At 74.7% G+C, this 16,361-nt stretch carries 11 protein-coding genes; 9 read left to right on the forward strand and 2 right to left on the reverse strand.

All coding sequences use genetic code 11. The features are described from left to right. The 4 genes from ACWEMJ_RS27810 to ACWEMJ_RS27825 all read left to right on the forward strand — a co-directional run. Positions 1-205: hypothetical protein (locus ACWEMJ_RS27810; RefSeq protein ID WP_452139879.1), on the forward strand; the 205-nt coding region annotated here is incomplete at its 5' end. After that, positions 202-1,149 carry an NAD-dependent epimerase/dehydratase family protein gene (locus tag ACWEMJ_RS27815; RefSeq protein ID WP_452139880.1) on the forward strand — a complete coding sequence of 316 codons (948 nt, stop codon included), beginning with the start codon at positions 202-204 and terminating at the stop codon, positions 1,147-1,149. The genes ACWEMJ_RS27810 and ACWEMJ_RS27815, both read left to right, overlap by 4 nt. A 161-nt stretch (positions 1,150-1,310) precedes the next feature. Beyond that, positions 1,311-2,489 (forward strand): adenylyltransferase/sulfurtransferase MoeZ, encoded by a 1,179-nt coding sequence (gene moeZ / locus ACWEMJ_RS27820; protein ID WP_452139881.1) that lies wholly within the window; start codon positions 1,311-1,313, stop codon positions 2,487-2,489. Between the two features lie 131 nt (positions 2,490-2,620). After that, complete coding sequence (locus ACWEMJ_RS27825) at positions 2,621-3,541, forward strand: NAD-dependent epimerase/dehydratase family protein (protein ID WP_452139882.1); 921 nt, start codon at positions 2,621-2,623, stop codon at positions 3,539-3,541. Here ACWEMJ_RS27825 and ACWEMJ_RS27830 read toward each other — a convergent pair. Then, complete coding sequence (locus tag ACWEMJ_RS27830; RefSeq protein WP_452139883.1) at positions 3,538-6,315, reverse strand: lysylphosphatidylglycerol synthase domain-containing protein; 2,778 nt, start codon at positions 6,313-6,315, stop codon at positions 3,538-3,540. The genes ACWEMJ_RS27825 and ACWEMJ_RS27830 overlap by 4 nt on opposite strands. A gap of 143 nt (positions 6,316-6,458) precedes the next feature. Here ACWEMJ_RS27830 and ACWEMJ_RS27835 point away from each other — a divergent pair, with 143 nt between their 5' ends. The 4 genes from ACWEMJ_RS27835 (at position 6,459) to ACWEMJ_RS27850 (ending at position 14,736) form a co-directional block, all read left to right on the forward strand. Next, entirely contained in the window at positions 6,459-6,794 is a 336-nt protein-coding gene (locus ACWEMJ_RS27835; RefSeq protein WP_452139884.1) for an MGMT family protein, read from the forward strand. Positions 6,795-6,905: 111 nt separating this feature from the next. Beyond that, entirely contained in the window at positions 6,906-10,175 is a 3,270-nt protein-coding gene (locus ACWEMJ_RS27840) for an ATP-dependent helicase (protein WP_452139885.1), read from the forward strand. Continuing rightward, positions 10,162-13,350: a UvrD-helicase domain-containing protein gene (locus ACWEMJ_RS27845; RefSeq protein ID WP_452139886.1), complete on the forward strand. Its 3,189-nt coding sequence runs from the start codon at positions 10,162-10,164 to the stop codon at positions 13,348-13,350. Before ACWEMJ_RS27840 ends, ACWEMJ_RS27845 begins: the two co-directional genes overlap by 14 nt. A 198-nt stretch (positions 13,351-13,548) precedes the next feature. Further along, on the forward strand, positions 13,549-14,736 hold the full coding sequence (locus ACWEMJ_RS27850; RefSeq protein WP_452139887.1) for a PP2C family protein-serine/threonine phosphatase: 1,188 nt from the start codon (positions 13,549-13,551) through the stop codon (positions 14,734-14,736). Here ACWEMJ_RS27850 and ACWEMJ_RS27855 read toward each other — a convergent pair. Continuing rightward, positions 14,733-15,644: an endonuclease/exonuclease/phosphatase family protein gene (locus ACWEMJ_RS27855; RefSeq protein ID WP_452139888.1), complete on the reverse strand. Its 912-nt coding sequence runs from the start codon at positions 15,642-15,644 to the stop codon at positions 14,733-14,735. The two genes, ACWEMJ_RS27850 and ACWEMJ_RS27855, sit on opposite strands and share 4 nt — an antisense overlap. A gap of 98 nt (positions 15,645-15,742) precedes the next feature. On the opposite strand from ACWEMJ_RS27855, the gene ACWEMJ_RS27860 reads away from it, so the two are divergent. Next, entirely contained in the window at positions 15,743-16,351 is a 609-nt protein-coding gene (locus ACWEMJ_RS27860; protein ID WP_452139889.1) for a PadR family transcriptional regulator, read from the forward strand. Positions 16,352-16,361: the final 10 nt, after the last annotated feature.

The raw sequence follows: 16,361 nt of genomic DNA on the forward strand, positions 1-16,361 counted from the left end.
GCTCTCGCTGCCCGGCCCCGCGCACTGGCTCGGGGCGCCGCCGCCGGGCCCGGTGCTGGCCGCCGCGCTCGGCCCGGCCGTCCTGCTGGCCGGGTACGCCTGGCCGCTGAGCGTCCGGCCGGCGGCGTACGGCTGCTTCGACGTGACGATCGGATCTCGCTGCCCGGCCGGTGCCGGGCCTGATGGAAGGACTTCGGCCCGATGAGGGTGCTGCTGCTGGGAGCCGACGGGTTCATCGGCCGGCGGGTCGCCGACCGGCTGCTGGCGGAGGAGGGGCTCCAGGTGACCGTGCTGGGCCGGAGCGATTCCGCCGACATCAGGTTCGACCTGGCCGCGGGGAGTCCGGGTGCGCTGGCCCGGTTCCTGGACGCCGTCGCCCCGCAGGTGGTGATCAACTGCGCGGGGGCGACCTACGGCACGTCCCGGGCGCTGATCCGGGCGAACACGCTGGCGGTGGCGACGGTCTGCGAGGCGATCCGCCGCAGCCGGGAGCCGGCCCGGCTGGTGCACGTCGGGTCGGCCGCCGAGTACGGGCCGACCCAGCAGGGCGGGCCGATCCCGGAGAACGCGGAGCCGCGCCCGGTCGGGCCGTACGGGGTGTCGAAGCTGGCGGGCACCGAGCTGGTGCTGAGCTCGGGGCTGGACGCGCTGGTGCTGCGGGTGTTCGACGTGGTCGGCCCGGGCTCGCCGACGGCCTCGCTGTTCGGGCGGCTGGCGGAGGGCCTGCGGCGGGCGCTGGAGCAGGAGGAGACCCAGGTCCGGATGCCGGACCTGTCCGGCTACCGGGACTTCGTGGACGTCCGGGACGTGGCGCGGGCGATCCAGGCGGCGGCGGTGTCGGCGGCCACCGGCGTGATCAACATCGGCAGCGGCCACGCGGTGCGGGCCCGGGAGGCGGCGCACCTGCTGGTCCGGGCGTCCGGCTTCGAGGGCACCATCAGCGAGGACGCCCGCCAGGTGGTGCTGCCCGCGCAGCAGGCCGGGCAGGAGGGCGGCGTCCGGGCGGTCGAGGCGCGGGCCGCCGCCGAGCCGGTGCAGTGGCGGCAGGCGGACGTCCGGACCGCGCGGGACCGTCTCGGATGGCGGACGCAGGTGCCGCTGGAGGAGTCGCTCGGGGACGTCTGGCTGGAGACCGCCTGCCGGGTCTGACCGGCCCGGGGAGGGCCTGACCAGGGGGTTCGGCCGAGAGGGTGAAGTCTCGCCATCCGGCGGCGGTCATCTCAGCAAGTGGACCTGCTGTCTTGGAATACCCCCGGCACGTGACACTGTTGGCGTAGTCGAACGAGAAACTGACGACCATCGGAGTCCCCGTGTCGCTGCCACCCCTGGTCGAGCCCGCCGCCGAGCTCACCGTCGAAGAGGTCCGCCGGTACTCCCGCCACCTGATCATCCCCGATGTGGGCATGGACGGGCAGAAGCGGCTCAAGAACGCCAAGGTGCTCTGCGTCGGCGCCGGCGGCCTCGGCTCGCCGGCCCTGATGTACATGGCCGCCGCCGGTGTCGGCACGCTCGGCATCGTCGAGTTCGACACCGTCGACGAGTCGAACCTGCAGCGCCAGATCATCCACGGCCAGTCCGACATCGGCCGTTCCAAGGCGGAGTCCGCGCGCGACTCGGTCAAGGAGATCAACCCGCTGGTCGAGGTGATCCTGCACGAGGAGCGCCTGGACAACGACAACGTGATGGAGATCTTCTCCGGCTACGACCTGATCGTCGACGGCACCGACAACTTCGCCACCCGGTACCTGGTGAACGACGCCGCGGTGCTGCTCGGAAAGCCGTACGTGTGGGGCTCCATCTACCGCTTCGACGGCCAGGCCAGCGTCTTCTGGGCCGAGCACGGCCCCTGCTACCGCTGCCTCTACCCGGAGGCCCCGCCGCCGGGCATGGTGCCGTCCTGCGCCGAGGGCGGCGTGCTCGGCGTGCTGTGCGCGTCGATCGGCTCGATCCAGGTCAACGAGGCGATCAAGCTGCTGGCCGGCATCGGCGAGCCGCTGGTCGGCCGACTGATGATCTACGACGCCCTGGAGATGCAGTACCGCTCGGTCAAGGTCCGCAAGGACCCGAACTGCGCGGTCTGCGGCGAGAACCCGACCGTCACCGAGCTGATCGACTACGAGTCGTTCTGCGGCGTCGTCTCGGAGGAGGCCTCGGCCGCCGCGATCGGCTCCACGATCACCTCCAAGCAGCTCAAGGAGTGGATCGACAACGGCGAGGCGATCGACATCATCGACGTCCGCGAGGTCAACGAGTACGAGATCGTCAACATCCCGGGCGCCCGCCTGATCCCGAAGAACGAGTTCCTGATGGGCAACGCCCTGCAGGACCTCCCCCAGGACAAGCGGATCGTGCTGCACTGCAAGACCGGTGTCCGCTCGGCCGAGGTGCTGGCCGTGCTCAAGTCCGCGGGCTTCGCGGACGCGGTGCACCTGGGCGGCGGCGTGATCGGCTGGGTCAACCAGATCGAGCCGGAGAAGCCCGTCTACTGACGGCTCCTCGACCGATCGTCAACCGCCCGACCAGGGGATTCCCCCGGTCGGGCGGTTTTGCGTGACCATGGGCGCGGAACGCCACCTCTGCACCGGGTGTGGCGCACCTGTTCGAGGAGCTGGGGAGTGTCATGGGCAAGCATGTGGTGGTCGGTGCCGGACCGGTCGGCTCGGCCACCGCGCTGTTGCTCGCCGAGCGCGGCGAGGAGGTCGTGGTGGTCACCCGTACCGCCTCCTCCGCCCTCCCGCTGGAGGGCCTGACCCGCCTGCGGCTGGACGCGTCCGACCCCGGCGCCCTCGTGGCGGCCGCCGAGGGCGCCGCGGTGCTCTACAACTGCGCCAACCCGCCCTACCACCGCTGGCCCGAGGTCTGGCCGCCGCTGGCCGCCTCGATGCTCGCCGCCGCCGAACGCGGCGGCGCGGTGCTGGCCACCGTCTCCAACCTGTACGGCTACGGCGCGGTGGACGGGCCGATGAGCCCCGACACGCCGCTGCGGCCGGTGTCCGCCAAGGGCGAGGTGCGGGTCGCCATGTGGCGCGAGGCGCTGGCCGCGCACCGGGCCGGGCGGGTGCGGGTCACCGAGGTGCGCGGCTCCGACTACCTGGCGCCGAACGCCGCCGGCGTGCTGGACGGCCGGGCCTTCTCGCGGGCCCTGGCCAGCCGCGCCGTGTACGTCCTCGGCGACCCGTCCGCGCCGCACAGCTGGACGGCCCCGGCGGACGTTGCCCGGCTGCTGGTCGCCGTCGGCGCCGACGAGCGCGCCTGGGGCCGGGCCTGGCACGTGCCGAGCAACGCGCCGCGCAGCCAGCGGCAGGTGATCGCCGAGCTGTGCGCGGCCGCCGGGCGTCCCACGGTGCGGCTCACCCGGATCCCGCGCCCGGTGCTGGCCCTGTTCGGCCTGGCCGACCCGATGCTCCGGGCCGTCCGGGAGACCGCCTACCAGTTCGAGCGCCCGTTCGTGCTGGACGACACCGCCACCCGCGAGACCTTCGGCCTGGCGCCGACGCCCTGGGAGCGGATGCTCGCCGAGATCGTCGCCGCGTACGCCTAGAGCGCGCCCTTGCGCTGGAGCACGTTGTAGGCGATCCAGCCGGGCAGGACGGGGAGCCAGAAGGTCAGCAGACGGTAGAGGAACACGGCCGGGGTGGCCGCGGTGGCGGGGACGCCGGCCACGGTCAGGGCGCCGATCAGGGCGATCTCGACCGGGCCGATGCCGCCCGGGGTGGGGATGGCCGAGCCGGCCGCGTTGGCGGTCAGGAAGACGACGGCGACGGCCGCGTAGGTGACGTGCCCGCCGCCGTCGAACGCCTGCACCGAGGCGTCCAGGCAGGCGGTGAAGGACAGCGTCAGCAGCACGATGCCGCCGAAGCCGGTGACCAGCTTGCGCGGGGTCTGCATCAGGTCGAGCATCCGCGGGATCACGCCGAAGAACAGCGAGCGGACCCGGGTCACCACGAAGCGGCGCAGCGGGGCGACCGCGGCCACCACCAGGGCGAGCACCGCGGCCGACAGCACGCCGATGATCACCGCCCGGGAGGCGCCCAGGTCGCCGTTGGTCTGGGTGCCGGTGATCAGGCCGAAGGAGAACAGCAGCAGCAGGTGCCCGGCCAGGCCGGCCAGCTGCGAGGCGCCGACCGAGGCCACCGCCTGCACCGGCCGGATGCCGGCCTTCTGCAGGTAGCGGGTGTTCAGCGCGATGCCGCCGACCGCCGCCGGGGCGACCAGCTTCACGAACGAGCCGGCCACCTGCGCGGCGACCGTCCGCCCGAACGGCAGCCGTTCCGGGACGAAACCGGTCAGGCTCATCGCGGCCGCCACGTACGAGGCGGCCGCGGCGGCCAGCGCGGCCGCGGCCCAGGCCCAGTTCATCTGCGAGACCTTGAACTGGTCCGGCCGGATCGTGGTCAGCGCCAGGTAGGCGGCGAAGGTCAGCGCCACCACCATGATCAGCGTCTTCGGCTTGAGCCGTTCCAGCTTGGCCGGGGCCATCGGCGCCTCGGGGGCGATCTGCAGGATCTGCCCGCGCAGCTTGGACAGCAGGTCCTCGCCGGCCTGCGCGATGTCCTCCTCGGCCTGCTGCTGGGTGCGCTCGCCCGCCGCGACCTGCTTGAGGGCCAGCGCCTGCGCGGCGGCCTTCCGCTCCTTGGTCATCCGCTGCAGGTCGCCGCGGGTCTGCCGGCTCAGGCCGACCGGCTGCAGCAGCGGCAGCGCCTCGGCGATCCGGGTCGGGCCGAGCGCCTCGGTGGCGGCCGCGACCGCCCGCTCCGGGCCGGTGCGCAGCGCGAAGGTGGTGAGCAGTTGGGCGACGTCGATGCGCAGCGTCAGGTCGCCGGCCGCGATGTCGCCGCCGGACAGGTTGATCAGGCAGCCGGTGCGGTCGTCCACCACCAGCAGCGATTCGCCGGTGAGGCGGCGGTGCGCGATCCGGCGCTCGTGCAGGGTGGCGACCGAGGTCCAGAAGGAGGTCATCATCGCGTCGGTGACCTCCTCGTCGGCGAGCTCGTCCAGGGTGCGGCCGGCCACGTTCTCGTAGACCAGGATCGCGGCGTCCGGGCCGAGCTCGGAGGTGGCGACCAGCTGCGGGGCGCGGGCCCCGGAGGCGGCGGCCGCGTAGGCGATCAGCGCCTCCTGTTCGAGCGCCTGGCGCAGCGACTGCGGGCTGCGGCGGACCGCGACCGAGCGCAGCCGCAGCCGCCGCCAGGCCCGGTAGAAGAAGCCGGAGGCCTGTTGCTCGCGGTCGATGATGTGGACGTCCAGCAGCGGCCCCTGCTGTTGGACGACCAGGTAGCGGCGGGTGCCGCCGGGGCCGTCGGGGGCGAGGTGCGCGGCGGACGGGGTGAAGCCGACCTTGCGCAGGCCGATCATCAGGTGCTGCCCGGTGGGCCGGATGTTCGGCGAGCCGATCGCGTACAGCGTGCCGTACGCCACCGACCAGCCGATCAGCACGGTGAGCAGCAGCGACAGCGGGGTGGTGTAGCCGTTGACGAGCTCGGTGGCGCCGGAGAGGATCACCACGATCCACAGCGCGACCCGCCAGCGCGGCCGGCTCGACATGCCGACGGCCGTCATGTAGGCGATCACCGGGGCGAGGTAGCCGTGCACCGGGTCGGTGAGGGTCTCCTCGTGGCCCGGCGGGAACTGCGTCAGCGCGTTGCGGATCTCCTCGGGGGCGCTGGCCGCCACCCACCAGTCGACGCCCAGCGAGACGCCGTACGCGAGCACCGAGGCGAGCACGCCGTCGGCGACCCGCAGGCCGTCGCGTTTGATCAGCCGCTCCACCGCGAACGCCAGCGGCACCGCCAGCACCGCGACCGAGGAGACCAGCGCGGAGATGGTGGACAGCAGGTCGGGGATGCGCTTGGCGTTGACCGTGATGTCGTTCTCGATGCCGCTGGTGGTGGAGACCGCGACCTGCGCCAGCACGAACACCGCGACGATGCCGAGCAGGCCGGCGAGGAAGCGCAGCAGGTCCGAGGGCCGGTGGGCGCGCGGGGCGAGCAGCGGCTCGTCGACGGCCAGGAACTCGCCGGCCGGTTCCTCCCCGGCAGCCGGCTCCCCGGCAGCCGGCTCCTCGGGCCGCCGCCCGTCCCCGGGCCGGTCGGTGTGCTGGTCCGGTCGCTCCGGCGGCCGGTCCGGTGTGCCCGGACCGTCCGACCCGTCGTCCGGCGGCAGCTGAGCGGCCACCGCGTCCTCCCCCGTGTGGTGTGCGTCCCGCGCCCGGTGGCGCAGGTCGACCGGCGGGGTGTCCTGGCCCCGCGGGGCGGAACCGTCGGTGGCGGACTCCTCGGAGCCCTTGTCCACGTTCAATTCAGCCGTCCCGGTCATCTGGTCGTGTTTCCTCGCGTGTCGCACTGCCCCGAAGATGCTGCCATGCCCGGGAGCCGGGTGCGGTCCAGGGGCGGCATCCCGCGTGCCGCATCGCCCGCAGGGGGTGCGGGAAATCGACCGGATGGGGAAGAATGCGGCGGATGACCGAGCCGCAGGACGTGCCCGAGATCCCGCCGTACGCGGAGGCGGTGCTCGACCTGACCGAACGGATCCCGCCCGGCCGGGTGATGACCTACGGGGACGTCGCCGAGTACCTGGGCCGCGGCGGCGCCCGCCAGGTCGGCCGGGTGATGGCGCTGTACGGCGGCTCGGTGCCGTGGTGGCGGGTGATCCGCGCGGACGGGCGTCCGCTGCCCGGCCACGAGCACCGCGCGCTGCCCGAGTACCGCGCCGAGGGCACCCCGCTGCGCACGGTGGCCGGCGAACCCCGGGTCGACCTGCGCGCCGCGCGCTGGGACGGGACCGCGGCGGGCTGACCGGGGGATGTGCGCCGGAGGGGTCTGTGGGTGCAGGATCGTAGGCTCGATGCGGCGGGCCACCCCCTGAACGCCGCCCGCCACTGAACCGCCGTACGACCCTGGACCGCAGTGACCTCACCGTTCCGCCTGGTGCGCAGCCCCCTCGCGCAGCCCGACCCGCCCGTGCTGGACGAATTCCAGCGGGCGGTGGTCGAGCACGCGTCGGGGCCGCTGCTGGTGCTCGCCGGGCCCGGCACCGGCAAGACCACCACCCTGGTCGAGGCGGTCGCCCGGCGGATCGCCGACGGCACCGCCCCCGAGCGGGTGCTGGTGCTCACCTTCAGCCGCAAGGCCGCGATGGAACTGCGCGACCGGATGACCGCCCGGATCGGCACCACCGCCCCGCAGGCCACCACCTTCCACTCGTTCTGCTACGCCCTGCTGCGCGCCCACCAGCCGCCCGAGGAGTACGCCGAGCCGCTGCGGCTGCTGTCCGGCCCCGAGCAGGACGTGATGGTCCGCGAGCTGCTGGCCGGCGGCGCCGAGGACGCCAGGGCGGGCACCGCCACCATCCGCTGGCCGCTCGACCTGCGGGCCTGCCTGACCACCCGCGGCTTCGCCGACGAAGTCCGCGCCGTGCTCGCCCGCAGCCGCGAGCTCGGCCTCGGCGAGGCGGAGCTGGCGCGCTTCGCCGAGGGCGTCCAGCGCCCCGACTGGGCCGCCGCCGCGCACTTCCTGGCCGAGTACCTGGACGTGCTCGACCTGCGCGGCGTCCTCGACTACGCCGAACTCGTCCACCGCGCCGTGCTGCTCGCCGAACGCGAGGACGTCGCCGACGGGCTGCGCGGCCGCTACGACGTGGTCTTCGTCGACGAGTACCAGGACACCGACCCCGCGCAGGTGCGGCTGCTGCGGCGGCTGGCCGGCGGCGGCCGCGACCTGGTCGCGGTCGGCGACCCCGACCAGTCGATCTACGCGTTCCGCGGCGCCGACGTCAACGGCATCCTGGAGTTCCCCGACGCCTTCCGGCAGGCCGACGGCCGCCCCGCCGAGGTCAAGGTGCTGCGGAAGTCGCGGCGCTCCGGCGCGGTGCTGCTGGCCGCCTCCCGGGAACTCGCCCGCCGGATGCCGATGGGCCGGCTGCCCGCCGACAAGCTCGCCGCGCACCGCGCCCTGCTGCCCTCCCGCGAGGGCGGCGCCGTCGAGGTGTACACCTACCCGACGCCCGGCGCCGAACTCGACTCGATCGCCGACCTGCTGCGCCGCGCCCACCTGGAGGACGGCGTCCCCTGGGGGCAGATGGCGGTGCTGGTGCGGGCCGGCTCCCGGTCGATCCCCGGCGTGCGCCGCGCGCTGGCCGCCGCCGGCGTGCCGCTGGAGATCGACGGCGACGACCTGCCGCTGCGCGAGGAGAGCGCCGTCATCCCGCTGCTGCTCGCCCTGCGGGTGTGCGCCGAGGGCGAGGGCGCGCTCACCGCCGACCTCGCGCACACCCTGCTCACCGGCCCGCTCGCCGCCCTCGACGGCTCCGACCTGCGCCGCCTCGGCCGCACCCTGCGCGAGGAGGAACGCCGCGCGCTGGCCGAGGACGGCACGCCCGGCGTCGTCCGCCCCGCCGAGGAACTCGTCCGCGAGGCCCTGGAGCAGCCCGAACTGCTCGCCCTGCTGGACGCCCCCTACGCCCGGCGCGCCTACGAACTCGGCGTGCTGCTGCGCAAGGTCCGCGAACTGCTGGCCGGCGGCGCCTCCGGCGAGGACGCGCTGTGGGAACTGTGGGACGGCTCCCGCCGTTGGCGCGAACGCCTGGAACGGGCCGCCCGGCGCGGCGGCGCGGCCGGCCGCAACGCCGACCGCGACCTGGACGCGCTGTGCGCACTGTTCGAGACCGCCGCCCGCGCCGAGGAACGGGTCTCCGGCCACCGCGGCGCGCTCGACCTGCTCGCCGAGGTCGAGGCCCAGGACATCGCCGCCGACACCCTGCGGGTGCGCGCCCACCGCCCCGACGCCGTCCGGCTGATGACCGCGCACCGCTCCAAGGGCCTGGAGTGGCGGCTCGTCGTGGTCGCCGGCGTCCAGGAGGGCCTGTGGCCGGACCTGCGCCGCCGCGGCTCGCTGCTGGAGGCCGACCGGATCGGCCGCGACGGCCTCGCCGAACCGCTGTCCGCCGCCGCGCTGCTCGCCGAGGAGCGCCGGCTGTTCTACGTCGCCGCCACCCGCGCCAAGGACCGCCTGGTGGTCACCGCCGTCAAGGCCCCCGCCGAGGACGGCGACGAACCCTCCCGGTTCCTGCGCGAGCTGTACCGCGAGACCCTCGACCCGCGCACCGGCCGGGTGCTGGAACGCGTCCCGCAGGTCAAGGTCGCCGACGTCGCCGCCCGCCCGCGCCGCCCGCTCGCGGTCTCCGCGCTGGTCGCCGAACTGCGCGCCGTCACCGTCGACGAGACCCGCTCCCCGCAGCTGCGCCGGGCCGCCGCCGAACGCCTCGCCACCCTCGCCGCCGCGCTCGACGAGGAGGGCCGCCCGCTCGTCCCCGCCGCCCACCCCGACCAGTGGTGGGGCCTGCTGGACGCCACCGCCGCCCCCGAACCGCTGCGCGAACCCGGACTGCCGGTGCGGCTGTCCGGCAGCGGACTCGAACAGCTGGAGTCCTGCGCGCTGCAGTGGTTCCTGGAGAAGGACGTCAAGGCCGGGCAGACCGCCTCCGCCGCCCAGGGCTTCGGCAACGTGGTGCACGCCCTCGCCGACGAGGTCGGCTCCGGCCGCACCCCCGCCGACCTGGCCGTGCTGATGGAACGCCTGGACACCGTCTGGGACGCGCTCGCCTTCGACGCGCCGTGGAAGTCCCAGCAGGAGAAGACCGAGGCCCGCGCCGCCCTGGAGCGCTTCCTGCGCTGGCACGTCCTCGAACGGGACCGCACCACCGTCGCCACCGAGCACGGCTTCGACCTGACGCTGGACGTCGGCGGCGTCGCGGTGCGCATCCGCGGCTCCATGGACCGGGTCGAGACCGACCCGGTGGGCCGCGCCTACGTCGTCGACTTCAAGACCGGCAAGCAGATACCCACCGACAAGTCGCTGCCCGACCACCGCCAGCTCGCCGTCTACCAGCTGGCGGTGCGCGGCGGCGCGCTCGCCGACCTGCCCGGCTTCGAACACGGCGCGGCGGTCGGCGGCGCCGAACTCGTCCACCTGCGGGAGCCCGCCAAGGGCGACCCGGAGGCCCCCAAGGTGCAGCAGCAACTGCCGCCCGGCGAGCCGTGGATCGAGAACCTGCTCGCCGACACCGCCGGCCGGGTGCTCGCCGAGCGGTTCACCCCCACCGCGGGCGAACGCTGCGGCCGCTGCGCCTTCCGCGGCAGCTGCTCCGCGCAGCGGGACGGCCGGCATGTCGTCGACTGAGCCGTTGCGGGACCCGGCCCAGCTCCGCGAGCTGCTCGGCATCCCGTTCAACGCCGAGCAGCTCGCGGCCATCGGCGCGCCCATGGCCCCCGGCGTGATCGTGGCCGGTGCCGGTTCCGGGAAGACCACCGTGATGGCCGCCCGGGTGGTCTGGCTGGTCGGGTCCGGCGCTGTGCGCCCCGAGCAGGTGCTCGGGCTGACCTTCACCAACAAGGCCGCCGGCGAGCTCGCCGAACGCGTCCGCGCCTCGCTGCTGCGGGCCGGGGTGCGCGAGGACGACGCCCTCGGCGACCCGCAGATCTCCACCTACCACGCGTTCGCCGGCACCCTGCTCAAGGAGCACGGCCTGCGGCTGGGCATCGAACCCGACGTCCGGCTGCTCGCCGACGCCACCCGCTTCCAGCTCGCCGCCCGGGTGCTGCGCCAGGCTCGCGGCCCCTACCCGGCGCTCACCGGTACCTTCTCCGCGCTGGTCGCCGAACTGATCGCGCTCGACTCCGAACTGGCCGAGCACCTGGTGGAGCCCTCGCAACTGCGCGCCCACGACGAGGAGTTGCTCGACACCCTGGCCGGCGTCAAGCTCGGCAACGACGACCTGCGGGCCGTCCCGAAGGCCGCCCGGGGCCGGCAGGAGCTGCTGCACCTGGTCGAGGAGTACCGGGCCCGCAAGCAGAAGCTCGGACTGCTCGACTTCGGCGACCAGATCGCCGCCTCCGCCCGGCTCGCCCAGCAGCGCCCCGAGGTCGGCCGGCTGCTGCGCGAGCAGTACCGGGTGGTGCTGCTGGACGAGTACCAGGACACCTCGGTCGCCCAACGCCTCATGCTGGCCGGCCTGTTCGGCGGCACCGACAGCGCCGGGCACCCCGTCACCGCGGTCGGCGACCCCTGCCAGGCGATCTACGGCTGGCGCGGCGCCTCGGTGGCCAACCTGGACGACTTCCCGCACCACTTCCCGCAGGCCGATGGCAGCCCGGCGCACCGCTTCGCGCTCAGCGAGAACCGCCGCAGCGGCGGCCGGCTGCTCGCCTTCGCCAACGAACTGGCCGCTCCGCTGCGGGACATGCACGAGGGCGTCGAGGCGCTTCGGCCCGCCCCCGGCGCCGAACTCGACGGCTACGTGCGCACCGCGCTGCTGCCCACCCACGCCGAGGAGGTGGACTGGCTGGCCGACTCGATCGCCCACCTGGTGCGCACCGGCACCGCGCCCGGCCGGATCGCCGTGCTCTGCCGGGCCGGCACCGCCTTCCCCGACCTGCACGCCGCGCTGGTCGCCCGCCGCGTCCCGGTCGAGGTGGTCGGCCTCGGCGGGCTGCTGCAACTGCCCGAGGTCGCCGACCTGGTGGCGGTCTGCGAGGTCCTCCAGGACCCGACCGCGAACGCCGCCCTGGTCCGCCTGCTGATCGGCCCGCGCTGGCGGATCGGCCCCCGCGACCTCGCCCTGCTCGGCCGCCGCGCCGCCGACCTGGTGCGCACCGCCCGGCTCGGCGACCAGGACCCGCTGGCCGCCGCCGTCGCCGAGACCGACCCCACCGAGGTGGTCTCGCTCGCCGACGCGCTGGAGACCTTCGTGGACGCCGAGCAGCCCGACGAGCTGCCGTTCTCCCCGGAGGCCCGGGTGCGTTTCGCCCGCTTCGCGCGGGAGATCCGCGACCTGCGCCGGGCGCTCGCCGAACCGCTGATGGACGTCCTGCACCGGGTGCTGGCCGTCACCGGCCTGGAGGTCGAACTCTCCGCCTCCCCGCTGGCGCTGGCCGCCCGCCGCCGGGAGACCCTGCACTCCTTCCTGGACATCGCCGCCTCCTTCGCCGACCTGGACGGCGACCCCGGCCTGGCCGCCTTCCTGGCCTTCCTGCGCGCCGCCCAGGAGTACGAACGCGGCCTGGACGCCGGACTGCCCGGCGGCGAGGACACCGTCAAGGTGCTCACCGCGCACAAGTCCAAGGGCCTGGAGTGGGACGTGGTCGCCGTCCCCGGCCTGGTCAAGGGCGGCTTCCCGTCCGGGCAGGGCCGCGAGCGCTGGACCTCCACCCGCAAGGTGCTGCCGCACGCGCTGCGCGGCGACGCCGCCACGCTGCCCGCCGACCCGGCGTGGACCTCGAAGGGCATGGGCCTGTTCAAGAAGGAGATGGCGGAGCACGCCGGGGTCGAGGAACTGCGGCTCGGCTACGTCGCCTTCACCCGCCCGCGTTCGCTGCTGCTGGCCTCCGGCCACTGGTGGGGGCCCACCCAGAAGCGCCGGCGCGGGCCGTCCGACTTCCTGCTGAAGCTTCGCGCGCACGCAGAGCGGCCCGGCAACGGCGAGGTCGAGCAGTGGGCCGAGGCCCCGCTTCCGGACGCTGCGAACCCCGCGCTGGACGTCTCCGTGGAGACCCCCTGGCCGCTGCCGCTGGACCCGACCGCGCAGCGCGCCCGCCGCCGGGTCGCCGAGGTGGTCCGCCACCGGCTGGCCGGCGCGCCCGCCGCCGAACCCGAGGCCATGGGCGTCGAGGACCAGCGGCTGGTGGCGTCCTGGGACCGCGACCTGACCGCGCTGCTCGGCGAGTTGGAACGCTCCCGGCGCACCGTCCGCGAGGTCGAGCTGCCCGCCTCGCTGTCCGCCACCGAACTGATGCGGCTGGCCGCCGACCCCGACGGCTTCGCCGCCGAACTCGCCCGCCCGATGCCCCGCCCGCCCGCGCCCGCCGCCCGCCGCGGCACCCGCTTCCACGCCTGGGTGCAGGCCCGCTTCGACCAGCCGCTGCTGCTCGGCCCCGACGCGCTGCCCGGCCTGGACGTCGACGTCGACGAGATCGAGGACGAACGCGACCTGGAACGCCTCAAGGAGGCCTTCCTGCGCGGCCCGTACGCCGGCCGCACCCCGTACCGGGTCGAGGCGCCGTTCCAACTGGTGCTGGCGGGACGGGTGGTGCGCGGCCGGATCGACGCGGTCTACCGGGACGCCGACCGTGGCGCAGGGTCACCGCGCTACGAGGTGGTCGACTGGAAGACCGGCCGGGAGGACAGCGGCGACCCGCTGCAACTCGCCGTCTACCGGCTCGCCTGGGCCGAGCAGGCGGGCGTCCCGGTGGAGCAGGTCACGGCCTCGTTCTGCTACGTGCGCAGCGGCCGGATCGAAACACCGTCAGGACTTCCCGGCCGAAAAGAGTTGAGCGATCTTCTGATCGGGAATAGGTAGAAAAGAGTCACTCAGAGCATCCAACTCGTCACGAGATCAAACGAAACCTGTGCGCCCTGCACGTTTCGTGCCTATTGTGGGGTCGGTAACCGGTCATCCTCCCGTACTCCGGCCGCCGTCAGGGCCCCGACCCCCTGACCTCCCGTCAGACCCGCAGGTGCCGAGCAGCACCCGCACCTTCCGCTGGAGAGACCGACGTTGAGCGCGACCGGATGGATCAGGGACGTCCTCCACGGCCCCACCCCAGGGCCGGTACCCAACACCGTCACCGGCACATGGCCCAAGACCTCGCACGCCCTGCCGCTGATCGGCATGGCGCTGGTGGTCTCCCTCGACCTGCTGACCAACAGCCAGGTCACCGTCGAACCCGCACTGACCGCCGTCCCCGCCCTCGCCGCCGTGGTCTCCCGGCGGACGTGGTACCCGCTGCTGACCGGCGCGCTCGCCGAGCTGTGCGCCTTCGGCATGGCCTGGTACAACGGCGTGCTCGGGGAGTCCGTGCACACCGCCACCGTCGCCGCGATCGTGCTGATCGCCGGCATCGGCCACCTCAGCGCGACCCTCCGGCTGCGCCAGGAACTCGCCCTCGCCGAAGCCCAGTTGGTCGCCGAGATCGCCCGCCGGGTGCTGCTCCGCCCGGTGCCCGAACGGGTCGGGCCGGTGCGCGCCGCCGTCCGCTACGCCGCCGCCGCCGCGCACGCCTCGATCGGCGGCGACCTGTACGAGGTGGTCAACACCCGGCACGGGGTGCGCGCCGTGATGGGCGACGTCCGCGGCAAGGGCCTGGCCGCGGTGGAGACCGCCGCGGCCGTGCTCGGCGCGTTCCGCGAGGCCGCCCACCAGGAGCCCGCGCTCGACCGGGTGGCCGGCTGGCTCGCCGTCAGCCTCGACCGCGCCCTGCACGAGAACGACCATCCGGGCGTGGAGGAGGAGTTCGTCACCCTGGTGCTGATCGGGGTCCGCCCCGACGGCTCCCTGGAGATCGCCAACTGCGGCCACCCCGCGCCCGTCCTGCTGCGCGGCGAGGACGCGCCCAGGCTGCTGGCCGCCGACGAGACCGTCCCGCCGCTCGGGGTGCTCGACCCCGCCGACGTCTGCCCGCCGCTGCAGGTGCTCACCACCCAGCCCGGCGACCGCATCCTGCTGTACACCGACGGCGTCATCGAGGCCCGCGACCACCGGGGCGCGTTCTACCCGCTCACCGACCGGCTGCCGCTGCTCGCCGACAGCGGCCCGGTCGAGGTCCTGCACCGCCTGCACGACGACGTGGTCCGCCACGTCGGGCACAAGCTCGGCGACGACGCGGCCATGCTGATGCTCCAGTTCGACCCGGTGGTGCTGCCCGTCCAGCAGCAGGCCGAGGCCCCGGTCGCGCGCCGGCCCTAGACGTCGATCTCCACCACCAGCGGCCGGTGGTCGGAGACCCCGGTGCGGGGCGCCGACACCGAGCCGACCGTGCTGCGGGGCACGCCGATGCCCAGGATGTGGTCGAACTGCACGGTCGGCCGGTGCGACGGGTAGGTGGGCGTGCGGGCCAGGTCGTACCAGCCCTGCAGGCGGGTGCGGCGGGCGGTGCGCACGCGCTCCCGGGCGGCGGTGCGCTGGATCGCGTGGGCCGAGCCGAGCACGGTGCGCGGCACCGCGCCGATCAGGTTGAAGTCGCCGAGCACCAGGTAGGGCTGCGGCAGGTCGGCGATCCAGCGCCGGATCGCGGCCAGCTGCGCGACGTTCCAGCCCGGCACGAAGGACAGGTGCGCGGCGACCACCGTGAACTCCCCGGCCGGCCCGGCCAGCACCGCCGCCAGCGCGGCCCGCGGCTCGTCCGGCACCGCCGTCAGCCCGCGCCGGCCGGCCACCCGCAGCGGCAGCCCGAACGGCGCGGGGGCGAACCGGCGGGCCCGCCAGTGCAGCACCGGCAGCCGGGTCAGCAGCGCCGTGCCGTACGCGGGCCGGCTCGCGCCGTCGTCCGGGTCGCTCGGCCCGTACACCTGCAGGCCCGGCACGGCCGGGTCGGTCACCCAGCCGGCCGAGGGCGCGGGCGTGCCGTGCAGCGCGGCGGCGAAGCGCCAGTCGGCGGCGCCCATCGCCTTGGCGGCGAGGGCCGTCTGGTCGGTGCGGCCGGAGCGCGGCTGGCCCCGGTCGACCTCCTGGAGGGCGAGCACGTCGGCGTCCAGCGAGGCGACGGCCTCGGCCAGCGGGGCGCCCGGCTCCACCGGGTAGGGCGCGGGGCTGCCGTCGGCGGCGAGCGGCTGGCCGTGCAGCAGGTTGTACGTGGCGATCCGCAGAGTGGTCACGGAGCCGACCGTACCGGGTGGGGGTGAACGCGCCGGGCGCTCGGCCGGAAGGGGGCACGGCTTGAGCAGGTGGTCCATACCGGGTATACATACTCGGTATGTCGATCCGTCACGGCCTGCTCGCCCTGCTCGACCAGGGTCCGCGCTACGGCTACCAGCTGCGAACCGAGTTCGAGGCCCGCACCGGGGCGACCTGGCCGCTCAACGTCGGCCAGGTCTACACCACCCTGGGCCGCCTGGAGCGCGACGGTCTGGTCGAGTCCGCGGGCGAGGACGACGAGGGGCACCAGTTCTACGCCGTCACCGACGAGGGACGCGCGGAACTGCGCCGTTGGTTCGACAGCCCGGTGCCGCGCACCAACCCGCCGCGCGACGAGCTGGCGATCAAGCTGGCGATGGCGGTGACCGTCCCGGGAGTGGACGTCACCGCGGTCGTCCAGGGCCAGCGCCGGCACAGCATGCAGGCGCTGCAGGACTACACCCGGCTCAAGGGCCGGGCGCTGGCCGCCGACTCCGGCTCCGGCGGGGACCTGGCCTGGCTGCTGGTGCTGGAGCAGCTGATCTTCCAGACCGAGGCGGAGATCCGCTGGCTGGACCACTGCGAATCCCGGCTCGGCCAGCACGCCGAGCGGCAGGCCGCCGTCGCGGCCGAACCCGTCGCCGCGCCTGCCGAGCGCCGCGTCGTCAAGAGCCGCGACCGCGGCTGAACCTCCTTGG

The sequence above is a fragment of the Kitasatospora sp. NPDC004531 genome (genome assembly GCF_053602195.1).